This window comes from Aliiroseovarius subalbicans (genome assembly GCF_022678625.1).
Taxonomy (GTDB): domain Bacteria; phylum Pseudomonadota; class Alphaproteobacteria; order Rhodobacterales; family Rhodobacteraceae; genus Aliiroseovarius_A; species Aliiroseovarius_A subalbicans.
The window spans coordinates 251445-272022 of the sequence record NZ_JALBYQ010000001.1 but is presented as its reverse complement, the minus strand read 5'-3'; the positions used below and the strand labels follow the sequence as shown (position 1 = coordinate 272022).

Genomic DNA, 20578 nt, shown 5'->3' with positions numbered 1-20578 from the left:
CTCTTAGCCTTTCATCACGTTGACGTCTTCAACCGCGATCGTGCCACGGTTGCGGAAGAAGCTGACCAGGATCGCCAGGCCGATTGCGGCCTCGGCGGCGGCGACGGTCAGGATGAACAGGGTGAACACCTGCCCGACCAGATCGCCCAGGTATGAGCTGAAGGCGACCAGGTTGATGTTTACCGAAAGCAGCATCAGTTCAATCGACATCAGCAGAATGATGATGTTCTTGCGGTTCAGGAAAAGCCCGAACACGCCGATGACGAACAATGCCGCCGCAACGCTCAGGTAATGTTCAAGTCCAACCATATCGTCCCTCGTTCATACGGCCCGGTATTCCGGGTCCGAAAAGTCTTGTGCGAAAGCTCAGAGCCCCTGCCCCGGTTTCACGTCTTTCAATTCCATTGCGGCTGCCGGGTCGCGGTGCATCTGGGCAATCACGTTCTGGCGTTTCACATTGGTGCGGTGACGCATCGTCAAAACGATGGCGCCGATCATCGCGACCAGCAGGATCAGGCCCGCCATCTGGAACAACAGGATGTAGTCCGTGTACAGGATCTGCCCCAAGGCAGCCGTGTTGTGGATCTCTTCCACCGCCGGGGTGATCGCGGCGCGCGCGGCTTCGGCGCCGTCCGCGAATTGCCACACACCCAGAACGGCCCCCAGCTGCATCAACAACACGGTCCCGATCAACAGCGCGACCGGGATGGATTTCGCCATCTCGGCCTTCAGTTCGGCGAAATCCACGTCCAGCATCATGACGACGAATAGGAACAGGATCGCAACCGCGCCGACATAGATGATCATCAGGATCATCGCCAGGAACTCGGCCCCCAGCAGAACGAACAGGCCCGTGGCCCCCAGAAAGGCCGCGATCAGCCACAGCACGGAATGAACCGGGTTCTTGGACACCACCGTGAACAGACCCGAGGCCACCGTGGTGATGGCGAATACGTAAAAGGCGAAATCGGCGACGCTCATGCGCTGCCCTCCTCATCATTCTCGTCGAAAACGGCTTGCGCCAGTTCCAATGCGCGGGTCATGGCCGGAAGGCCGCCCAGCATCGACATTTGATAGATCACTTCGGCGATCTCTTTTTGCGTGGCCCCGGCTTCCAGAGCGTGGCGCACGGTCATCTTGATCTGCGCGTCAGCCTGCGCGCCCAGCACGGTCAGACCGGCCAGAGTGATCAACATCCGCGTTTTCGCGTCCAGCCCGTCCTTGTTGAACGCGTTGCCAAACATCATGTCCATCATGTCTTTCGGCATGGTCGGCATCAGCTTGTCAAAGCCCTGGGGTTTGAACGTCTCCAGGGCAGGATTGAACTGGCGGAGCATTTCCTGCCCCTGCGCCATCATGTCTGCATACAACTTGGAGAAATCGCTCATCGGTACGGGGCTTCCAGTTCAAGGTTGCGCGCAATCTCGGCTTCCCAGCGTTCGCCGTTGGCCAGCAGCTTATCCTTATCGTAAAACAGCTCTTCACGGGTTTCGGTGGCGTATTCGAAATTCGGCCCCTCGACGATGGCGTCGACCGGGCAAGCTTCCTGACAGAACCCGCAATAGATGCACTTGGTCATGTCCAGGTCATAGCGCGTGGTGCGGCGCGACCCGTCTTCACGCGGCTCCGCGTCGATGGTAATCGCCTGTGCCGGACAGATCGCTTCGCACAATTTGCAGGCGATGCAGCGCTCTTCCCCGTTCGGGTATCGGCGCAGCGCGTGTTCGCCACGGAAACGGGCAGACAGCGGACCCTTTTCATGCGGATAGTTCAGTGTCGCCTTGGGCTTGAAGAAATATTTCAGCCCCAGTTTGAAACCAACTGCGAAGTCCGCCAGCAGGAAGTATTTCGTTGCGCGTGCGTAATCGAATGCCATTGATCAGCCCCCCACGGTCCAGCGGGCATAGGCGCCCCAGAATGCCCCGTATTGGGCGAAGAATGCGACCAGAACGACCCAGGCCAGCGACAGCGGCAGGAACACTTTCCAACCGATGCGCATCAGCTGGTCATAGCGGTAGCGCGGCGTGATAGCTTTCACCATCGAGAAGACGAAGAAGAAGAACACGATCTTCAGGCACAGCCAGAAGATGCCGTCGGGCAGGAACTCCACCGGCGACAACCAGCCACCGAAGAACAGGATCGAGATCAGCGTGCACATCAGCACGATGGCCACGTATTCGCCGATCATGAACAGAAGGAACGGGGTCGAGGAATACTCCACCTGATAGCCCGCAACCAGCTCGCTTTCCGCTTCCGGAAGGTCAAACGGCGGGCGGTTGGTCTCGGCCAGCGCCGAGATCAGGAACAGGAACACCATCGGGAAATGCGGCAGCCAATACCACGACAGGAAGCCCGCGCCGTCCTGTGCCATCACGATATCCCCGAAATTCATCGAGCCCGTCGAGATGATCACACCGATGATGATCAGGCCGATCGACACCTCATAGGAGATCATCTGTGCGGCGGACCGTAGCGAGCCCAGGAACGGGTATTTCGAGTTCGACGCCCAGCCGCCCATGATCACGCCGTACACCTCAAGCGAGGAGACCGCGAAGACGAACAGGATCGCCACGTTGATGTCGGCCAGAACCCAACCGTCGTTGAACGGCACCACCGCCCAGGCGGTCAGGGCCAGCACGAAGGACAGCATCGGGGCCAGCAGGAACACGAAGCGGTCCGCACCGGCCGGGATCACGATTTCCTTCATGATGTATTTCACGAAGTCCGCGAAGGACTGCATCAGGCCGAACGCGCCGACCACGTTGGGGCCTTTGCGCAGCTGCACGGCCGCCCAGATCTTACGATCCCCCCACAGAAGGAACGCCAGCGCCACCAAAAGCGGCACCACGACCAAAAGGCTTTGACCCAGAATGAGCAGGAAGATGCCCAGGTTCGTCGTTGTGAAGAATTCAACCATGTCTCGTCATGCCCTCAGACCGTCGGTATCCCGTTTTCTTTGCAGTTCTCGACGGTGACTTCTGCGTCAATCGTCTTCAAACCGCGCGGCAACGACGCCGAGATGGTGTAAACAGCATCCCCGCCCCAAACGCTACCGTTCTTGTCCACATTCGTGCGCACGTGGCGCGCAAATCCGTATCCGCGGATCAGCGCATATTGCGCCGCCGCACATTCGCCATAGGCGGCGACATCGTTGTTGTCGCGCGCGCCTGTCATTTTCACCTGGAACGACACCAGGTCGCCATCCAGAAGCCGCGTTTCGATGCCCTGATAGGCAGGGGCAAAGGGGGCGTCATCGACCCCCTGCCCGCCCGACGGCGCACAGGCCCCCAGCCCGCCAGCGGCGGCCAGGGTCAGCGCATATGTCGGGGCGAAACGCATCTTATTCTGCCGCCACCTTGGTTTCAGCGCGGGCCTTGGCCATCGCCGACAATTCGGCCATGACCTCGGACGCCCGTGCAATCGGGTTGGTGAGGTAGAAATCGTTGATCGCGTTCACGAAGGTTGCCTTTGCAGGCTTCTTCAGCGGTTCACGCTTCCAGTCGTTCTCGGTGACCTGATCGACCCGGCCCAGATGCGGCACAGCTTCGATCATAGCGCGGCGCAGACCCGCCTGGCTGTCCCAAGGCTGGACCGCGTCCAGCTCGGCGGACAGCGCGCGCAGGATGGCCCAATTTTCCTTGGCCTCACCCGGCGGGAAGGCGGCGCGCAACGCCAACTGCGGACGGCCTTCGGTGTTCACGAACAGCCCGCTTTCCTCGGTATAGGCCGCGCCCGGCAGGATCACGTCGGCGCGGTGAGCGCCCCGGTCGCCATGGCTGCCCTGGTAGATCACAAAAGCGCCTTTGCCGATTTCGACCTCGTCCGCGCCCAGGTTATAGATCACCTCGGCCCCGTCCATCGCGGCGGTGATGCCGCCCTCGGTCACGGCACCCACATCCATCGCGCCCACGCGGGCGGCGGCGGTGTGCAGCACCATGAATTTGGAATTCGTGGTCTCCGCCAGCTTCATCGCCTGGCTCAGAACCGCGGCACCATCTGCTTCGCGCAGCGCGCCCATGCCGATGATCACCACCGTGTTCATGTCCTTGGCGTCGCCGATGTCCTTCGCAGCCAGGTCGACCAGCGCGGCACGGTCGGTGCCGACATGCACATATTCATACGTCAGATCAACGGCTTCGCCGACCAAGCCCACGGTGCAGCCCTTGGTCCAGGCCTTGCGGATCCGCGCGTTCAGCACCGGTGCTTCCTCGCGCGGGTTGGTTCCGATCAGCTGGATCATCTGCGCGTTGTCGATGTCTTCGATGGTGGCGGTGCCGACGTAACCAGAGCGATTGCCCTCGGGCAGCTTCGCGTCGTCGGTGCGGCATTCGATCGTGCCGCCCAGCCCGTCGATCAGCTGCTTCAGGCTGAACGCGGCCTCGGTCGAAACCAGGTCACCGACAATCCCGGCAACTTTCTTGCCCTTCATCGCGGTGGCGGCGGCGCTCAGCGCCTCGCCCCAGCTGGCGGGCTTCAACTTGCCATCGACGCGCACATAAGGCGTGTCCAGACGCTGGCGGCGCAGACCGTCCCAGACGAACCGGGTTTTGTCAGAAATCCATTCCTCGTTCACGCCGTCATGGTTGCGCGGCAGGATGCGTTTGACTTCGCGCCCTTTGGTATCAACCCGGATGTTGCTGCCCAACGCGTCCATCACGTCAATGGTTTCGGTCTTGCTCAGCTCCCACGGACGGGCGGTGAAGGCATAAGGCTTCGACGTCAGCGCGCCCACCGGGCACAGGTCGATGATGTTGCCCTGCAGGTTCGAATCCAACGTCGCGTTCAGGTAGCTGGTGATTTCGGCGTCTTCGCCGCGCCCGGTCTGGCCCATCTGCAGAATGCCCGCCACTTCCGAGGTGAAGCGCACGCAGCGGGTGCAGGAAATGCAGCGCGTCATGGTGGTCGACACCAGCGGACCCAGGTCCAGATCATCGACCGAGCGCTTCATCTCGGTGAAACGCGACCCGGACAGGCCATAGGCCATCGCCTGATCCTGCAGGTCGCATTCGCCACCCTGGTCACAGATCGGGCAATCCAGCGGGTGGTTGATCAGCATGAATTCCATCACGCCTTCGCGGGCCTTCTTGACCATCGGCGAATTGGTTTTCACCACCGGCGGCTGGCCTTCGGGACCGGGGCGCAGATCGCGTACCTGCATCGCGCAGGACGCGGCCGGCTTGGGCGGGCCGCCCACGACCTCGACCAGGCACATGCGGCAGTTGCCGGCAATCGACAGACGCTCGTGATAGCAGAAGCGCGGAATTTCCACGCCAGCGATCTCGCAGGCCTGGATCAGGGTCATCGCCCCATCAACTTCGACTTCTTTTTCGTCAATGACGATCTTTTTCAGGTCGCTCATCACGGTCCCTTTTCATCCCACGGGGGCTTGTGCCCCCGCCATTCTTGTCGTTGGCCCTTAGCGTTCCCGAAGGATCGACCCCGCCAGGGTGCCTTTTTCAATCTCAGCACGGCCAACCGCGCAGTAGCTTTCTTCATTGCCCGGGATCGCCCCCATGCTGCGCACGATCGGACGCGCCAACGCGCGGAACCGATCTTGTTCAGTTGGGCTATCCACGTAGGCCTTGATCTCGCGGAACGAGTAGCCAAGTTCCGAGCTGACGTATCTCTGCAGACTCAGGCCCCGTCCCAGCACTTTCATCTTGCGAAAATCAAGCGCCGGACACCCTTCATCCAGCAGAAAGGCTACAGAACCCGCCAGCAATTCGTTGTGCACCCGTTCGTCGTCACGCAGAGCAGTATAATCCGTCGCCATCGCCGTGGTTGCACTTGCAGCGAGAAGGGCGGCCAAAGTCGTCATACGCAGTTTACTCATGAGAAATCTCCTTTTGATAAAAAGGAGGTGGGGGTGCGGCCCCTTGATATGCAATATCCGACCCCGGCCCACGGCGATTTCTCGCCGTTTTCCAAAGGGTTGAGGATATGCAGACGGGAATTCATGATCCTTCTCTTACTCCGCCGCCATCGCGCCCATACGGCCCGATTTCTGCGCTTTGATCCGGTCTTCGATCTCCTCGCGGAAGTTCTTGATCAGACCCTGGATGGGCCAGGCCGACGCGTCGCCCAGGGCGCAGATCGTGTGGCCTTCGACCTGTTTGGTCACGTCAAACAGCATGTCGATCTCTTCGATCTCGGCCTCGCCTTTGACCAGGCGATCCATCACGCGCATCATCCAGCCGGTGCCTTCGCGACACGGCGTGCACTGGCCGCAGCTTTCATGCTTGTAGAACTTCGACAGCCGCCAGATCGCCTTGATGATATCGGTGTCGTTGTCCATCACGATCACCGCCGCGGTGCCAAGCGACGAGCCCACATCGCGCAGCGCGTCGAAATCCATCACCGCGTCGCGCATGTTTTCACCGCGCACACACGGCACGGAGGAGCCACCGGGAATGACAGCCTTCAGGTTGTCCCAACCGCCGCGAATGCCGCCGCAATGCTTGTCGATCAGCTCTTCGAACGAAATCGACATCGCCTCTTCGACGACGCAGGGGTCGTTCACGTGACCCGAGATGCCGAAGATTTTCGTGCCCGCGTTGTTCGGACGGCCAAAGCCCGCGAACCATTCCGGGCCGCGGCGCAGGATGGTGGGCACAACGGCAATCGATTCCACGTTGTTCACCGTGGTCGGGCAGCCATACAGGCCCGCCCCCGCCGGGAACGGCGGCTTCATCCGCGGCATGCCCTTCTTGCCCTCAAGGCTTTCCAGAAGCGCGGTTTCTTCACCGCAAATATAGGCGCCGGCGCCGTGGTGCAGATACAGGTCGAAATCCCAGCCGGATTTCGCCGCGTTCTTGCCCAGCATGCCATTGTCATAGCATTCGTCGATCGCGGCCTGCAGCGCCTCGCGCTCGCGGATGTATTCGCCGCGAATGTAGATGTAGCAGGCATGCGCATTCATCGCGAAGGACGCAATCAGCGCGCCTTCGATCAGCGTATGCGGATCATGGCGCATGATCTCGCGGTCCTTGCAGGTGCCGGGTTCGCTTTCGTCCGCATTGATGACCAGATAGGCCGGACGCCCGTCGCTTTCCTTCGGCATGAAGGACCATTTCAGACCGGTCGGGAATCCCGCACCGCCACGACCGCGCAGACCCGAAGCTTTCATCTGGTCGATGATCCAGTCACGACCCTTCTTGATGATGCCCGCTGTGCCATCCCAATGGCCGCGCGCCTTGGCGCCCGCAAGAGAGCGGTCGTGCATGCCGTAAAGGTTTGTGAAGATCCGATCCTGATCTTGCAGCATTCGATTTATCCTTCGTCATCCTGGCGCGCACGCCAGATCCGGTATGTTGCGACCAAAGCCCAGGCGAACCCCGCCAGGGCCAACAGGTCAAACAAGGCCATCGTGCGGTTGGACCAGCCATACTGCGCCCCGACCCAGCTCGCACCCACCCACAACGCGCCTGTGAAGGCGATGACCAGACCGGCCACCTTTCCCTGTCGTGCGTGTGCTTCCCGTGGGTCGATGCTCATCTCACTCATTCCTTACGCCTTGCCCGTCTTGGCCAGCGCTTTTGCCTGCTTGATCCATTCGTCGCGTTCGATGCGCCCCTTGAACTTCAGCCGGCTGTCCACCCATTCGACCTCTTTTTTGCGCCATCCGGCGATCTGGTCGAAGTGATAGAACCCCAGTTCATTCAACGTCTTCTCCAGCCCAGGGCCGACGCCCTTCAACTGCTTCAGATCGTCAGCGCCCCCGCTGCGTGCCGCGCTCAGCGTCTCGGGTTTGCCGTCCTTGGCAACCGGCGCGCGCTTGGGTTTGGCAGCGGCTTTTGCCGCGGGCTTCGCAGCTGCTTTTGCGGCAGGTTTGGCCGATTTCGCCGCTGGCTTGGCGGCCTTCGCGGCCGGTTTTGCTTTCGCCTTCGGCTCAGCCGCCGGCTTGTCTGCCGCGCCATCCGCTTGCGTGGCAGCGATCTGTGTCTTGGCGGTCTCGGTTGCCGCTGCAGGGCTGGCGGATTTCGGGGCGTCCGCAGTGCTTGTCGCCATCGACATTTGCGCCGCTTCGACTTCGCCACAGAACAGGTTGCGCAGGGTCATCGCGGCAACCACCAGAACGACGATGCCCAGCACCAAGGCCAGAAGCCACATCATCATTTTGTTCAGCAGCAGGAACGCCGCAAGCCCCAGCAACGCACCGGTGATCCAGCAAACGCCTTTGCAGGAAAAGATTCCTTGGTTCGTCTCACTCATTCGTCCCACTCCCTGTTGATGTCATGGTCGATTGCACACACGCATGTGGAATGGCGGCTTTGCGCCGCTCGTTTGGTGATATGATCCGCATGCACACTCATCATTCAGCTGTCCGTATCAGACGTCGCCTTTCTTCATTTTCTTCGAGAACGCGGTCTCGCCGCCAGCGGCCAAGGTCTTGGCCTGGTCAACCCAGCCGTCCCGTTCGATCCGACCCTTGAATTTCAGGTTGTCATCAACCCAGGAAATCTCGTCCGCCGTCCATTTGGCGACCTGGTCGAAATGGTAAAAGCCCAGCTCGTTCAGCGTCTGTTCAAGCTTCGGACCAACGCCCTTGAGCTGTTTCAGATCATCGGCCCCGGCCTTGCGCGGTCCCTTGAGCGTGCGGGGCTTTTTTGCGGCGCCGGTCGGCGCGTCGGCCACGGCTTTCGCAGGTTTCGGCGCCTTAGCCTTCTTCGCGGCAGGTTCCTTCGCAGCGGATTTCACCGCCTTGCCCGTCTTGCCCAACCACGGGGTCAGAAGCGGCACTTCGGTGCCGTCGATCCGCTTCACCGTGTCGCCGATATCCGTCGCCAGCTGCGCGCTTGCGTTATACTGCGTCTTGCCGCTTTCGTAGTCGGTCAGCGACGTCAGGCCAGACAGCGGCTCGGAGGCATAGCGGCCGTTCTGCGGGCCCGGTGTCGGCACCTTGCCGGCGGCCAGATCGTCCAGAAGCTTGGCAAAGCCTTCGGCGGTCAGATCTTCGTAATAATCCTTACCGATCTGCGCCATCGGGGCGTTGGTGCAGGCGCCCAGGCACTCGACCTCTTCCCAGCTGAACTTACCATCGGCGGACAATGTGTGGGGCGTGTCGGCGATCTTCTCGCGGCACACTTCGATCAGGCTTTCGGCGCCGCAGATCATGCATGACGTGGTGCCGCAGATCTGGATATGCGCAACGGACCCAACTGGTTGCAGCTGGAACATGAAGTAGAACGAGGCCACTTCCAGCGCCCGGATGTGGGCCATGCCCAGCATGTCGGCAACGCCTTCGATCGCCGGGCGGGTCAGCCAGCCTTCCTGCTCCTGGGCGCGCCACAAAAGCGGGATGACCGCCGATGCCTGGCGGCCTTCGGGGTATTTGGTGATCTGACCTTCGGCCCAGGCCTGGTTGGCCGGGGTGAATGCGAAACTGTCAGGTTGTTCGGAATGCAGACGGCGGAGCATTAGCGGTCGATCTCCCCAAAAACGATGTCCATCGTGCCGACAAGCGCGGCAACGTCGGCCAGCTGGTGGCCGCGGGCGACGTGATCCATGGATTGCAGGTGCAGATACCCCGGCGGGCGGATCTTGACGCGGTAAGGTTTGTTCGACCCATCCGACACCAGATACACGCCAAACTCGCCCTTCGGCGCCTCAACGGCCGCATAGACTTCGCCGGCCGGCACGTGGAACCCTTCGGTATAAAGCTTGAAGTGGTGGATCAGGCTTTCCATGTTCGTCTTCATGTCCGCGCGCTTGGGCGGAGTCAGCTTGCCACGGGCCAGAACGTCCCCCTGCCCTTCGGGCGCGCGCAGCTTGGCGATGCACTGGTGGATGATCGACAGCGACTGGCGCATCTCTTCCATCCGGCACAGATACCGGTCATAGCAATCACCGTTCTTGCCCACGGGCACCTGGAATTCAAATTCGTCATAGCATTCATAGGGCTGCGCACGGCGCAGGTCCCAGGCCAGACCCGAACCACGGGCCATGATGCCGGAATAGCCAAAGTTCAGAATGTCATCTTCCGTGATGATGCCGATGTCGGCATTACGCTGTTTGAAAATGCGGTTTTCGGTCAGCAGCCCATCGATGTCGGCCAGCACATTCGGGAAATCCTTGGCCCAGGTCTCGATGTCGTCGATCAACTCGGGCGGCAGGTCCTGGTGCACGCCACCGGGGCGGAAATAAGCCGCGTGCATCCGTGCACCGCAGGCCCGTTCATAGAAGATCATCAGGTTTTCACGGGCTTCCAGACCCCACAGCGGCGGCGTCAGCGCGCCAACGTCCATCGCCTGCGTGGTCACGTTGAACACATGGTTCATGATCCGGCCAAGCTCGGAATATAGCACGCGGATCAGGCTGCCACGGCGCGGTACAGCGACCCCGGTCAGCTTTTCGATCGCCAGGCACCAGGCGTGTTCCTGGTTCATCGGCGCGACGTAGTCCAGACGGTCGAAATACGGCAGGTTCTGCAGATAGGTGCGGCTTTCCATCAGCTTTTCGGTGCCACGGTGCAGCAGGCCAATATGCGGGTCGGCGCGCTCGACGATCTCGCCGTCCAGCTCCAACACCATGCGCAGCACGCCGTGTGCCGCCGGGTGCTGCGGCCCGAAGTTAATGTTGAAATTGCGAATCTGCTGTTCGCCGGTCAGTGCGTCGTTGAAATCACCGTCCATCATTTCGCCTCTTGCGTTTTCTCGTCGCCCGGAAGGATGTATTCGGCCCCTTCCCACGGCGACATGAAGTCGAATTGCCGGTATTCCTGGGTCAGGCTGACGGGTTCGTAAACCACGCGCTTTTCGACCTCGTCATAACGCACTTCGGTATAGCCCGTGGTCGGGAAATCCTTGCGCAGCGGATGGCCGCGGAAGCCATAGTCGGTCAGAATCCGGCGCAGGTCCGGGTGGCCCGAGAACAGGATGCCGAACATGTCGAACACTTCGCGCTCGAACCAGTTGGCCGACGGGTGCACCTCGGTGATCGACGGCACCAAGTCATCTTCGCGAACCTCGATCTTCACCCGAATGCGGTGGTTCTGGTACATCGACAGGAAGTGATAGACCACGTCGAACCGTGCCTCACGCGTCGGGTAATCAACCGCTGTGATATCCACCAGCGACGAGAACCGGCAGGACCGGTCGGTTTTCAGAAACTCGATGAAGGCGGGCAGCGCGGCCAGCGGGGCGACCACGGTCAGTTCGCCAAAGGCGACCTCCCAGGACGATACGCAATCGGGACGTTTCGCTTCGATCAGCGCGCCAAGTTCGTTCAGGGCTTCAGACATGTGCTTACCTCACGACCGTGCCGGTGCGGCGGATTTTGCGTTGCAGCTGCAGGATGCCATAAACCAGCGCCTCGGCACTGGGCGGGCAGCCGGGAACATAGACGTCCACCGGCACGATGCGGTCACAACCACGCACCACCGAATAGGAATAATGGTAATACCCACCACCATTGGCGCAGCTGCCCATCGAGATTACGTAACGCGGCTCGGGCATCTGGTCATAGACCTTGCGCAGGGCCGGGGCCATCTTGTTGGTCAGGGTGCCCGCGACGATCATCAGGTCGGACTGACGCGGAGAGGCGCGCGGCGCGGTGCCATAACGCTCAAGGTCATAGCGCGGCATCGAAGAATGCATCATTTCGACCGCGCAGCAGGCCAGACCGAAGGTCATCCAGTGCAGCGAGCCGGTGCGTGCCCAGTTGATGATGTCGTCGGTGGTGGTCAGCAAAAAGCCCTTGTCGGCCAGCTGATCGTTCAACTGCCGCGTCGCGACTTCGCGATCACCGCCTGCAGTGTTGGCTCCGGTCATCACTCCCATTCCAGAGCCCCCTTCTTCCATTCATAGGCAAAGCCAATCGTCAGCACCGCCAGGAACACCATCATCGACCAGAAGCCGACCATGCCCACATCCTTGAAGGCCACGGCCCAGGGAAACAGGAAAGCGATCTCCAGATCGAAAATGATGAACAGGATCGACACCAGGTAGAACCTGACATCGAACTTCATCCGCGCATCGTCAAACGCGTTGAAACCGCATTCATAAGCGCTGAGTTTTTCGGGGTCCGGGTTGCGTACGGCCAGGATGACGGCGGCAATGATGAAGACAAGGCCAAGTACCACGGCCAGTCCAAGGAAAATGATGATGGGGAGGTATTCCCGAAGCAGGTCTTCCACGTGTGGCTCCTTTTATGCGGTGCGTGCCGCATGTCGTTAGCTCTTCGGGGTTTACCGCCGCACCGCGGCAGGGTCAACCGACGCGGCAACGCATTCAGACATTGGAATGTCTAGCGATAACAAGCCACTTCCCCTGTCGGTATACCATTGTTTACAATGATTTTTGTACGCTTTCGCCCCTGTTTCACCTTGCGCCACGGACAAGGTTTTTTTGCAGGAAAAACCGAAAACCCCCGGCGATTTGCGCACCGAGGGTTGAAAACCGGGAAAGACTCACATGGTTCGGGTTCAGTTGGCCCAGTCCGGCTTGCGTTTGTCAAAGAACGCCGCGATCCCGTCCTGCGCCTCGGCGCTTTCCCAACGATCCACCAGGCCGGCGATGGTCTGGTCGATCACCTGTTCCGTGATCGGCATGCCCAACCAGCGGGTAAACCGCTTTGCCTCGGCCACCGCGCCGGGCGCGCAGGTCAGGTAAGGCACGACCTCGGCCTCAATGGCGTCGTCCAAGGCATCGGCGGGCACGGCCTTGGCCAAAAGGCCCAGCGTGACCGCCTCTTCGGCACCGAAAATGCGCGCCGACATGAACACGCGCCGCGCCATCGCCTCGCCCAATCGCGCCAGCACGTAAGGCCCAATGGTGGCCGGGATCAGGCCCAGCCGGGTTTCGGTCAGGCCGAACTTCGCGGTCTCAACTCCGATCGCGACGTCGCAAACGCTGGCCATGCCGACGCCGCCGCCAAAAGCCTGTCCCTGGACCCGCCCGATCAGGGGTTTCGGCAATTCATTCAAGGCGTTAAGCATCATTGCCAGCTTCTTGGCCTCGACAAAGCGCGTTTCGGCATCCGCCGCCATCTGGTCTTGCATCCAGCGCAGATCGCCCCCGGCGCAGAAGCTTTTGCCAGCCCCGGTCAGGATCACAACGCGCACCGCATCATCCGTGCCCAGCGTCTTGGCGGCCTGTGTCAGCTCATCGATCATCTGCGCCGACAGGGCGTTGTGTTTTTCGGCGCGGTCCAGCGTCAGTGTCGCAACCCCGCGCGCGTCGGTCTCAATCGAAATCGTCTCGTACATCTTAACGTTCCACCCGCATCTGCCGCGCCATTTCCGACGCCTTTTCAATCACATCCCGGTCCAGCCCGGTGTCATAGCCCAGCGCGGTAGCGCCGTCATGCACCAGTTCCGTTGCCACGTTCCCGGCAGCCCCCGGCGCATAAGGGCATCCGCCCAGCCCGCCCACCGCCGCATCAAAAACGCGCAGCCCCTTGTCCAGCGAGACTTCGATATTGGCCAACGCACGACCTGCCGTGTCGTGGTAGTGACCCGCGAACATGTCCGGTCCCGCGACCGACAGAACCGCGTCCAGCATCCGGGCAATGCTGTCGGGTGTGCCCTGCCCGATCGTGTCGCCCAGGCTGATCTCATAACAGCCCATCGCGATCAGCTTCTCGGCCACTTCGGCCACCTTCTCGGGTGCCGTTTCGCCATCATAGGGGCAGTCCGTGACACAGGAGATATATCCCCGCACTTTCAAATTCGCGACTTTTGCAGCCTCGGCAACCGGTAAAAACCGCTCTAGACTTTCACTTATCGAACAATTGATGTTCGCCTGACTGAATCCTTCGCTGGCCGAACCGAAAATGGCAATCTCATCGGCCTTCGCCGCCAAAGCGCCTTCAAACCCACGCAGGTTCGGGGTCAGCGCGGCATAGGACACGCCGGGCGCGCGGGTGATCCCGGCCAGAACTTCGGCTGAATCCGCCATTTGCGGCACCCATTTCGGGCTGACGAAACTCGCCACCTCGATGCGCTTGAACCCAGCACCAGACAGCAGATCGACCAGCGCCACTTTTTCCGCCGTCGGGATCTGGCGTTTTTCATTCTGCAACCCGTCGCGCGGGCCGACTTCGAATATTTCCACTCTCTCAGACATCAGGGGCCTCATAGAAATCCTGGGGGTAAATCACAGCGCCGCCATCGCGTGCCAGCGCACGCTGGAACGCCGGACGCGCCGCCAGACGATCAAAGTAAGCATCGACGCCGGGCAGCAACCCGACCGGTACAAAATGGCGCGCAATCATCACCGAGTAGCCGATGTTGGTGTCCACAGCGCTGAAGCCGCTCTCCAGCAGGTAGTCGCGCTGGGACACCACGCGTTCGACAACCTCCAGCACCTTTTCCAGCCGCTTGGCCTCCAACCGCATTACGGTGGGGGAGCGCATCCAGTCTTCGCGCAGGACGATGTGCTGCTGCGTAAGAGCCGCCAGATGCTGGCCGATGGTTTCGGCGAAATGCAGCCATTCCAGAAACTCGGGGCGTTCCGCGTGCGCAGGCAAGCGGCCCAGACCGATCTCGGGCCGGGTTTCCACAAGGTACTCGGTGATCGCGCCGCTTTCGAACAAAACCCGCCCGTCGATTTCAAGCGCCGGCACCCGTCCCGCCGGGGACAAGGCCAGGTATTCGGCTGAACGCATGGTTTTCGAGAAGAAATCCTTCACCTCGACATCGAAATCCAGGCCCATTTCCTCAAGCAACCACAGGGTGCGGAACGAGCGCGCCTGGGGAGCGTGGTGCAGACGGATCATTCCGCGTCCTCTTGCTCTTCCAGACGCACCAGCGGGGCGCCCGCTTCGACCTGGTCACCTGCGGCACAGAGCACCTCGGCCACCACGCCGTCACGCGCGGCTTCCAGCGAATGCTCCATCTTCATCGCTTCGAGAATGGCCAGCCGGTCGCCTTGCGCCACCACCTGTCCGGCCTCGGCAAAGACCGCCTTGACCAAACCCGGCATCGGCGCCTCGATCACACCGGCGGCCGCCCCCCCGACCACGTCGCGATCCAGCGGGTTGGTGACGTGAAATTCCAGCCCGGATTGGGCGAACACCGTGACGACACTGCCCGATTTGGCCACGCGGGGGCCGCGATCTTCGCCCAGCTTCCACTGGCCGCGCAGGCGGGTGGCTTCGATCTCATCGTCACCCACGCGGATCACGTGATGATCCGCCCCGTGCGAGGTCACCACCACGTCCACGCTTTCGCCCGCATGGGTGAGCGTGACGAAATGGTTCAACCCGCCCCACAGGGTAAAGCCGTTGCCCGCAGGTTTCAGCAGGTCCAGCGCACACAGCGCGGCCGCGCCGATGTCACCGAGCGTCGGCCCCGGCTCGGCAATCAGCGCCTCAAGGTCGCGATCAATCAACCCGGTGTCCACGTCCCCGACCGAAAACCCGTCGTGCCGCGTGAGCGCGCCCAGGAAGGCCAGGTTGGTAACGGAGCCCGCCACTTCGGTATGCGCCAGTGAGGTCGACATCATGCGCAACGCCGCCGAGCGGGTCGCCGCATGCACGGTGAGCTTGGCGATCATCGGGTCATAAAACGGGCTGATCGTGTCGCCCGCGCGCACGCCGGTATCGGCCCGCGCACCCGCGGGGAACTTCAGATGCGTCAGCGTGCCGGTCGCGGGCAGGAAGCCCTTGGGCACGTCCTCGGCATAGAGCCGCGCTTCGAACGCATGGCCGTTGATCGACAGATCCCCCTGCTGTTTTGGCAGACCTTCGCCCGAGGCGACGCGCAGCTGCCATTCGACCAGATCGACGCCTGTGATTTCCTCGGTCACCGGGTGTTCCACCTGCAGGCGCGTGTTCATTTCCATGAACCAGAACCCGTCCGGGCGCAGGCCGTTTGCGCCGTCCACGATGAATTCCACCGTGCCCGCCCCCTTGTAGCCGATCGCCTCGGCGGCCTTCACGCCGGCCTGGCCCATCGCGTTGCGGACCTCTTCGGTCATGCCGGGCGCCGGGGCTTCCTCGATCACCTTCTGGTGGCGGCGTTGCAGCGAACAATCCCGTTCGAACAGGTGCACCGCATGGGTGCCGTCGCCAAAGACCTGGATCTCGATGTGGCGCGGCGACAGGATGTATTTCTCGATCAGGCAGGCATCGTTGCCAAAGGCGGTCGCGGCCTCGCCCTGGGCGCTGGCCAGCGCGTCGGCGAAATCGGCGGGGTCATCGACCCGGCGCATGCCCTTGCCGCCGCCACCCGCCACGGCCTTGATCAGCACCGGATAGCCGATCTTGTCGGCCTGCTCGGCCAGGAAGGCAGGATCCTGGTTTTCACCGTGATATCCGGGCACGACGGGCACACCCGCCTTCTCCATCAGGACCTTGGCGGCATCTTTCAGCCCCATCGCGCGGATCGCGTCCGCCGAGGGGCCGATGAAGACCAGCCCCGCGGCTTCGACCTGTTCAACGAAGTCTGGGTTTTCCGACAGGAAGCCATAGCCGGGGTGGATCGCCTGCGCGCCCGTCGCGTGCGCAGCGGCGATGATCACATCGCCGCGCAGATAGCTTTCGGCAGGCTGCGGCGGGCCAATATGCACGGCCTCATCCGCCAGCGCCACATGCTTGGCCGCAGCGTCCGCGTCCGAATAAACCGCAACGGTGCCCACGCCCAGCTTGCGCGCGGTTTCCATAATGCGGCAGGCGATTTCGCCCCGGTTTGCAATCAGGATCTTCTTGAACATCTAACCCTCCGTCACACCCTTTGTGGGTGTCGTTTCCTGTGCCAAGGGGATCACGGCTGTCGTGACGAACCCCTCGGGAATGTCTTGCGTTGTGGCCCGGGCAAACCCGGCCCGTGCCAAAGCGGCAGCATAATCCTGACCCTGAGGCACATCTTCCAAACTGAAGCGCTCGCCACCAAGCACGATCCGCCCACCGGGGCGCAGCACGCGGGCGGCCTCGCTCAAAGCAGCGGCTTCGTCTTCCACATGGTGCAGCACGTTGATCATCAGAACCACATCCTGGCTTGCGTCCGGCTGCAAACTCGCCTCGGCGCTGGCGACCTGAAAGGTGATGCCGCCGCCGTGTTCGCGCGCAATCTCGATCATCCGTGGGGTCGGGTCGATGCCGGTCAGCCGCCCTGCCCGTCCCGCAATCGCACGCAGCGCTGACCCGGTGCCACAGCCCACGTCCAGCACGTCTTCTCCGTCCTGAATGGCGGCGGCCAGAACCACGGCAAACACGCTGGGATCATCCCCGAAGTTCGTGGCATACCAATCGGCTGTTTTCGCGTCCCAGCCCGTCATTGCGCCAACCTTTCACACCAGTTGATGCGCGATCCACCGCGATACGAAGTAGCCAGGCCTTCGGACACCAACGTCTCCGCCACGTCGCGCCCATCCACGGCCAATTCGGTCAAAACCCGCCCATATTTGTCATGGCCCTGCGACTTCAGCGTCACGACACCGGATTTCACCAGATCACGAAGCCGCCCCGTCGCCTGGTCGCCCAGCGCCTTTTCCGCCGCGCACTTCGCGTCGCGCGTTTCCGGCGTGTCAAACCCGACAAGGCGCGCAGTCTGAGTGTTGCCGCCACAGGTCAGCTCGACCGTGTCACCGTCATAGACATAGCTGACCCGACACCCGCCATCCGACAGGTCAAAGCGCGGATCAAGCTTTTCGAACAGCGCATAGAGCACAAAAAGCGTCAGGACGCAGTATATGACCAGATGCGGGTTCATCACATCCGGAACACGCCGAACTTCGTCGGCTCGATCGGCGCGTTGAGGGCGGCCAGAAGCGACAGAAACAGCACCTCGCGGGTGTCGCGCGGGTCGATCACGCCGTCGTCCCACAGTCGCGCCGAGGCATAAAGCGGGTGGCTTTGTTCTTCGAACATGTCGATGGTGGGCTGTTTAAACGCGGCCTCTTCCTCGGCCGACCAGTCGCCGCCCTGACGTTCGATCGCGTCGCGTTTCACGGTCGCCAGCACACCCGCGGCCTGTTCGCCGCCCATCACGGAAATCCGCGAATTGGGCCAGGACCACATGAAGCGCGGCTGATACGCCCGCCCGGCCATGCCGTAGTTGCCCGCCCCATAAGAGCCGCCGACAACCATCGTCACCTTGGGCACGTTGGTGGTGGCCACGGCCGTCACCATCTTGGCGCCATGACGCGCGATGCCTTCGTTTTCGTATTTGCGGCCGACCATGAAGCCGGTGATGTTTTGCAAGAAAACCAAGGGGATATTGCGCTGCGAACACAGCTCGACGAAATGCGCAGCCTTCTGCGCGGCTTCCGAGAAGATCACGCCGTTGTTGGCGATGATGCCGATCGGGCAGCCCTTCAGATGGGCGAAACCACAGACGATCGTTTCACCAAAGCGCGGCTTGAATTCATCAAAGCGTGAGCCATCCACCACCCGCATGATCACCTCACGGATGTCATAGGGCGTCTTGAGGTCGGCAGGCACCACGCCCAGAAGTTCCTCGGCGTCATAAGCCGGCTCTTCCGGCTCCTGCCACTTCACGGTGAAGGGTTTTTCGCGGTTCAGGCTTTCAACCGCCCGACGTGCCAACGCCAGCGCATGCGCGTCATCCTCGGCGAGGTAATCGGCCACGCCGGACAGGCGCGTGTGCACGTCGCCACCGCCCAGATCCTCGGCGGTCACGACCTCACCGGTCGCGGCTTTCACCAAAGGCGGGCCGGCCAGGAAAATGGTGCCCTGTTCCTTCACGATGATGGTCACATCCGACATCGCGGGCACATAGGCGCCGCCTGCGGTGCAGGACCCCATCACAACGGCGATCTGCGGGATGCCCTTGGAGGACATACGCGCCTGATTATAGAAAATCCGCCCGAAATGGTCGCGATCCGGGAACACTTCGTCCTGCTGCGGCAGGTTCGCACCGCCGCTGTCGACCAGATAGATGCAAGGCAGGTTGCATTCTTCGGCAATCTCCTGCGCGCGCAGGTGTTTTTTCACCGTCATCGGGTAATAGGTGCCGCCCTTCACGGTGGCATCGTTGCAGACCACCATGACCTCTTGCCCATGCACCTGGCCAATGCCCGCGATCACGCCCGCACAGGGGGCTGCGTCGTCATACATGCCGTGGGCGGCGGTGGCGCCAACTTCAAGGAAGGGAGACCCCGGGTCCAGCAGGTTCGACACCCGGTCACGCGGCAGCATCTTGCCACGGCTGAGGTGCCGGTCGCGCGAGCGTTCGCCCCCACCAGCGGCGGCCTTGGCGGCTGCGTCCCTGATCGTGCCCAGGGCATCCAGATGCCCCGCGCGGTTATTCTTCCAGGCGTCCGAGCCCGGCATGGCTTGGGATTGCAGTTTCACTTCATCGCCCCCATCAATTCACGTCCGATCAGCATCCGGCGGATTTCCGATGTGCCTGCGCCGATCTCCATCAGCTTGGCGTCGCGGAAGATGCGGCTGACGGGGCTTTCGTTCATGAAGCCCATGCCGCCCATCGCCTGCACCGCCTGGTGGGCGACGTTCATCGCCTCCTCAGAAGCATAGAGCACACAGGCCGCGGCGTCCTGACGGGTGACCTCACCGCGATCAGCCGCCTTCGCGACTTCATAGATATAGGCGCGGGCCGAGTTCATCTTGGTATACATGTCGGCGATCTTGGCCTGCATCAGTTGGAAGTCACCAATCGGTTTGCCGAACTGCTTGCGCTGCGCGATGTAGGGCATGATTTCATCCATGCAAGCGGCCATGATGCCGGTGCCGATGCCCGACAGAACCACGCGTTCATAATCCAACCCTGACATCAGGACGTTCACGCCGCGCCCCTCTTCGCCCAGCACGTTTTCAAACGGCACTTCGACGTCTTCAAAGATCAGCTCGGCGGTGTTCGATCCGCGCATGCCCAGCTTGTCGAAATGCGGGCTTGTGCTGAAACCCTTCATGGTCTTTTCAACGATGAAGGCGGTCATGCCCTTGGCGCCGGCCTCCGGGTCGGTCTTGGCATAGACGACCAGCGTATCGGCGTCCGGGCCGTTGGTGATCCAGAACTTGGTGCCGTTCAACACATAGTATCCGTTGCGCTTTTCCGCCTTCAACTTCATCGACACCACGTCCGAGCCCGCGCCCGCCTCGCTCATCGCCAAGGCGCCGACCTTCTCGCCCGAAATCAGGTCAGGCAGGTATTTCATCTTCTGCTCATGGGTCGCGTTGCGCTTGATCTGGTTCACACACAGGTTCGAATGCGCACCATAGGACAGGCTGATCGAGGCCGAGGCCCGCGCGATTTCTTCGACCGCGACCACGTGTGCCAGATACGACATGTCCGCCCCGCCGTATTCCTCGGGGGTGGTGACGCCCAGCAGGCCCAGATCGCCAAACTCTTTCCAAAGCTCGGCGGGAAAATCGTTCTTTTCGTCCACCTCGGCCGCGATCGGCTTGATGCGATCCTGGGCAAAACGATGCACCATCTCACGCAGGGCGTTGACGTCTTCACCAAGGTCGAAATTCATCGTGTGATTGAACATGGGGTCCCTCCTCAGGGCGGATTTATTGAACGCTTGTTCATTTCCTAGGCAAAGCATCGATTCGCGTCAATGGCGACGCAGCGTCGCGACGGGCTGATCTGGGTCATGGATGCGGGCGCGGCGCTGGATTAAAATGCACCGATTGCATACGGACCAAAGGAGTG

General features: G+C 61.6%; 24 protein-coding genes. All 24 read right to left on the bottom strand.

The features are described from left to right. Positions 1 to 3: 3 nt before the first annotated feature. The 24 genes from nuoK to MN188_RS01240 all read right to left on the bottom strand — a co-directional run bounded on the left by nuoK (position 4) and on the right by MN188_RS01240 (position 20414). Positions 4 to 309 carry an NADH-quinone oxidoreductase subunit NuoK gene (nuoK, locus tag MN188_RS01355; RefSeq protein WP_242104999.1) on the bottom strand — a complete coding sequence of 102 codons (306 nt, stop codon included), beginning with the start codon at positions 307 to 309 and terminating at the stop codon, positions 4 to 6. A 57-nt stretch (positions 310 to 366) separates the two neighbouring features. Continuing rightward, positions 367 to 981 (bottom strand): NADH-quinone oxidoreductase subunit J, encoded by a 615-nt coding sequence (locus MN188_RS01350; RefSeq protein ID WP_242104998.1) that lies wholly within the window; start codon positions 979 to 981, stop codon positions 367 to 369. Further along, on the bottom strand, positions 978 to 1388 hold the full coding sequence (locus MN188_RS01345; RefSeq protein WP_242104997.1) for a carboxymuconolactone decarboxylase family protein: 411 nt from the start codon (positions 1386 to 1388) through the stop codon (positions 978 to 980). The genes MN188_RS01350 and MN188_RS01345 overlap by 4 nt, the downstream gene beginning before the upstream one ends. Then, positions 1385 to 1876, bottom strand: a complete 492-nt coding sequence (gene nuoI / locus MN188_RS01340) for an NADH-quinone oxidoreductase subunit NuoI (protein WP_242104996.1) — start codon at positions 1874 to 1876, stop codon at positions 1385 to 1387. Before nuoI ends, MN188_RS01345 begins: the two co-directional genes overlap by 4 nt. A 3-nt stretch (positions 1877 to 1879) precedes the next feature. Next, positions 1880 to 2917 carry an NADH-quinone oxidoreductase subunit NuoH gene (nuoH, locus tag MN188_RS01335; RefSeq protein ID WP_242104995.1) on the bottom strand — a complete coding sequence of 346 codons (1038 nt, stop codon included), beginning with the start codon at positions 2915 to 2917 and terminating at the stop codon, positions 1880 to 1882. Between the two features lie 14 nt (positions 2918 to 2931). Continuing rightward, positions 2932 to 3339: a hypothetical protein gene (locus MN188_RS01330; RefSeq protein WP_242104994.1), complete on the bottom strand. Its 408-nt coding sequence runs from the start codon at positions 3337 to 3339 to the stop codon at positions 2932 to 2934. A 1-nt stretch (position 3340) separates the two neighbouring features. Further along, complete coding sequence (nuoG, locus tag MN188_RS01325; protein ID WP_242104993.1) at positions 3341 to 5359, bottom strand: NADH-quinone oxidoreductase subunit NuoG; 2019 nt, start codon at positions 5357 to 5359, stop codon at positions 3341 to 3343. Between the two features lie 57 nt (positions 5360 to 5416). Then, the gene (locus MN188_RS01320; protein ID WP_242104992.1) at positions 5417 to 5833 is read right to left on the bottom strand and encodes a DUF5333 domain-containing protein; all 417 of its coding nucleotides are present in this window, start codon (positions 5831 to 5833) and stop codon (positions 5417 to 5419) included. 135 nt (positions 5834 to 5968) lie between these two features. After that, the gene (gene nuoF / locus MN188_RS01315; protein WP_242104991.1) at positions 5969 to 7264 is read right to left on the bottom strand and encodes an NADH-quinone oxidoreductase subunit NuoF; all 1296 of its coding nucleotides are present in this window, start codon (positions 7262 to 7264) and stop codon (positions 5969 to 5971) included. Between the two features lie 5 nt (positions 7265 to 7269). Continuing rightward, positions 7270 to 7503 carry a DUF5337 domain-containing protein gene (locus tag MN188_RS01310; RefSeq protein WP_242104990.1) on the bottom strand — a complete coding sequence of 78 codons (234 nt, stop codon included), beginning with the start codon at positions 7501 to 7503 and terminating at the stop codon, positions 7270 to 7272. 3 nt (positions 7504 to 7506) lie between these two features. Further along, positions 7507 to 8211, bottom strand: a complete 705-nt coding sequence (locus MN188_RS01305) for an NADH:quinone oxidoreductase (protein ID WP_242104989.1) — start codon at positions 8209 to 8211, stop codon at positions 7507 to 7509. A 117-nt stretch (positions 8212 to 8328) separates the two neighbouring features. Then, entirely contained in the window at positions 8329 to 9417 is a 1089-nt protein-coding gene (nuoE, locus tag MN188_RS01300; RefSeq protein ID WP_242104988.1) for an NADH-quinone oxidoreductase subunit NuoE, read from the bottom strand. Beyond that, complete coding sequence (locus MN188_RS01295) at positions 9417 to 10631, bottom strand: NADH-quinone oxidoreductase subunit D (protein WP_242107316.1); 1215 nt, start codon at positions 10629 to 10631, stop codon at positions 9417 to 9419. Before MN188_RS01295 ends, nuoE begins: the two co-directional genes overlap by 1 nt. Beyond that, positions 10631 to 11239: an NADH-quinone oxidoreductase subunit C gene (locus MN188_RS01290; protein ID WP_242104987.1), complete on the bottom strand. Its 609-nt coding sequence runs from the start codon at positions 11237 to 11239 to the stop codon at positions 10631 to 10633. The genes MN188_RS01295 and MN188_RS01290 overlap by 1 nt, the downstream gene beginning before the upstream one ends. 4 nt (positions 11240 to 11243) lie before the next feature. Continuing rightward, a complete protein-coding gene (locus tag MN188_RS01285; RefSeq protein ID WP_242104986.1) occupies positions 11244 to 11768 on the bottom strand; it encodes a NuoB/complex I 20 kDa subunit family protein in 525 nt (174 codons plus the stop codon). Then, positions 11768 to 12133, bottom strand: a complete 366-nt coding sequence (locus MN188_RS01280) for an NADH-quinone oxidoreductase subunit A (protein WP_242104985.1) — start codon at positions 12131 to 12133, stop codon at positions 11768 to 11770. The genes MN188_RS01285 and MN188_RS01280 overlap by 1 nt, the downstream gene beginning before the upstream one ends. A gap of 288 nt (positions 12134 to 12421) precedes the next feature. Then, positions 12422 to 13204 (bottom strand): crotonase/enoyl-CoA hydratase family protein, encoded by a 783-nt coding sequence (locus tag MN188_RS01275; protein ID WP_242104984.1) that lies wholly within the window; start codon positions 13202 to 13204, stop codon positions 12422 to 12424. 1 nt (position 13205) lies between these two features. After that, positions 13206 to 14063 (bottom strand): hydroxymethylglutaryl-CoA lyase, encoded by an 858-nt coding sequence (locus MN188_RS01270; RefSeq protein ID WP_242104983.1) that lies wholly within the window; start codon positions 14061 to 14063, stop codon positions 13206 to 13208. Continuing rightward, complete coding sequence (locus MN188_RS01265; RefSeq protein ID WP_242104982.1) at positions 14056 to 14715, bottom strand: glutathione S-transferase family protein; 660 nt, start codon at positions 14713 to 14715, stop codon at positions 14056 to 14058. The genes MN188_RS01270 and MN188_RS01265 overlap by 8 nt, the downstream gene beginning before the upstream one ends. Beyond that, entirely contained in the window at positions 14712 to 16652 is a 1941-nt protein-coding gene (locus tag MN188_RS01260) for an acetyl-CoA carboxylase biotin carboxylase subunit (RefSeq protein ID WP_242104981.1), read from the bottom strand. Before MN188_RS01260 ends, MN188_RS01265 begins: the two co-directional genes overlap by 4 nt. Then, positions 16653 to 17216, bottom strand: coding sequence for a class I SAM-dependent methyltransferase (locus MN188_RS01255; RefSeq protein ID WP_242104980.1), 564 nt, complete (start codon positions 17214 to 17216; stop codon positions 16653 to 16655). Further along, positions 17213 to 17650: a thermonuclease family protein gene (locus MN188_RS01250; protein ID WP_242104979.1), complete on the bottom strand. Its 438-nt coding sequence runs from the start codon at positions 17648 to 17650 to the stop codon at positions 17213 to 17215. The genes MN188_RS01255 and MN188_RS01250 overlap by 4 nt, the downstream gene beginning before the upstream one ends. After that, the gene (locus MN188_RS01245; protein ID WP_242104978.1) at positions 17650 to 19254 is read right to left on the bottom strand and encodes a carboxyl transferase domain-containing protein; all 1605 of its coding nucleotides are present in this window, start codon (positions 19252 to 19254) and stop codon (positions 17650 to 17652) included. Before MN188_RS01245 ends, MN188_RS01250 begins: the two co-directional genes overlap by 1 nt. Further along, on the bottom strand, positions 19251 to 20414 hold the full coding sequence (locus MN188_RS01240; protein WP_242104977.1) for an isovaleryl-CoA dehydrogenase: 1164 nt from the start codon (positions 20412 to 20414) through the stop codon (positions 19251 to 19253). Before MN188_RS01240 ends, MN188_RS01245 begins: the two co-directional genes overlap by 4 nt. Positions 20415 to 20578: the final 164 nt, after the last annotated feature.

What these genes read in the sequence shown, in the direction of transcription:
- nuoH (WP_242104995.1), bottom strand. Translation starts at nt 2,917, where the DNA reads ATGGTTGAATTCTTCACAACGACGAACCTGGGCATCTTCCTGCTCATT.
- MN188_RS01305 (WP_242104989.1), bottom strand. Translation starts at nt 8,211, where the DNA reads ATGAGTGAGACGAACCAAGGAATCTTTTCCTGCAAAGGCGTTTGCTGG.
- MN188_RS01275 (WP_242104984.1), bottom strand. Translation starts at nt 13,204, where the DNA reads ATGTACGAGACGATTTCGATTGAGACCGACGCGCGCGGGGTTGCGACA.
- MN188_RS01255 (WP_242104980.1), bottom strand. Translation starts at nt 17,216, where the DNA reads ATGACGGGCTGGGACGCGAAAACAGCCGATTGGTATGCCACGAACTTC.
- MN188_RS01290 (WP_242104987.1), bottom strand. Translation starts at nt 11,239, where the DNA reads ATGTCTGAAGCCCTGAACGAACTTGGCGCGCTGATCGAAGCGAAACGT.
- MN188_RS01350 (WP_242104998.1), bottom strand. Translation starts at nt 981, where the DNA reads ATGAGCGTCGCCGATTTCGCCTTTTACGTATTCGCCATCACCACGGTG.
- nuoK (WP_242104999.1), bottom strand. Translation starts at nt 309, where the DNA reads ATGGTTGGACTTGAACATTACCTGAGCGTTGCGGCGGCATTGTTCGTC.
- MN188_RS01250 (WP_242104979.1), bottom strand. Translation starts at nt 17,650, where the DNA reads ATGAACCCGCATCTGGTCATATACTGCGTCCTGACGCTTTTTGTGCTC.
- MN188_RS01285 (WP_242104986.1), bottom strand. Translation starts at nt 11,768, where the DNA reads ATGACCGGAGCCAACACTGCAGGCGGTGATCGCGAAGTCGCGACGCGG.
- MN188_RS01345 (WP_242104997.1), bottom strand. Translation starts at nt 1,388, where the DNA reads ATGAGCGATTTCTCCAAGTTGTATGCAGACATGATGGCGCAGGGGCAG.
- MN188_RS01320 (WP_242104992.1), bottom strand. Translation starts at nt 5,833, where the DNA reads ATGAGTAAACTGCGTATGACGACTTTGGCCGCCCTTCTCGCTGCAAGT.
- MN188_RS01310 (WP_242104990.1), bottom strand. Translation starts at nt 7,503, where the DNA reads ATGAGTGAGATGAGCATCGACCCACGGGAAGCACACGCACGACAGGGA.
- MN188_RS01260 (WP_242104981.1), bottom strand. Translation starts at nt 16,652, where the DNA reads ATGTTCAAGAAGATCCTGATTGCAAACCGGGGCGAAATCGCCTGCCGC.
- MN188_RS01270 (WP_242104983.1), bottom strand. Translation starts at nt 14,063, where the DNA reads ATGTCTGAGAGAGTGGAAATATTCGAAGTCGGCCCGCGCGACGGGTTG.
- nuoF (WP_242104991.1), bottom strand. Translation starts at nt 7,264, where the DNA reads ATGCTGCAAGATCAGGATCGGATCTTCACAAACCTTTACGGCATGCAC.
- nuoI (WP_242104996.1), bottom strand. Translation starts at nt 1,876, where the DNA reads ATGGCATTCGATTACGCACGCGCAACGAAATACTTCCTGCTGGCGGAC.
- nuoE (WP_242104988.1), bottom strand. Translation starts at nt 9,417, where the DNA reads ATGCTCCGCCGTCTGCATTCCGAACAACCTGACAGTTTCGCATTCACC.
- MN188_RS01240 (WP_242104977.1), bottom strand. Translation starts at nt 20,414, where the DNA reads ATGTTCAATCACACGATGAATTTCGACCTTGGTGAAGACGTCAACGCC.
- MN188_RS01265 (WP_242104982.1), bottom strand. Translation starts at nt 14,715, where the DNA reads ATGATCCGTCTGCACCACGCTCCCCAGGCGCGCTCGTTCCGCACCCTG.
- MN188_RS01295 (WP_242107316.1), bottom strand. Translation starts at nt 10,631, where the DNA reads ATGGACGGTGATTTCAACGACGCACTGACCGGCGAACAGCAGATTCGC.
- nuoG (WP_242104993.1), bottom strand. Translation starts at nt 5,359, where the DNA reads ATGAGCGACCTGAAAAAGATCGTCATTGACGAAAAAGAAGTCGAAGTT.
- MN188_RS01330 (WP_242104994.1), bottom strand. Translation starts at nt 3,339, where the DNA reads ATGCGTTTCGCCCCGACATATGCGCTGACCCTGGCCGCCGCTGGCGGG.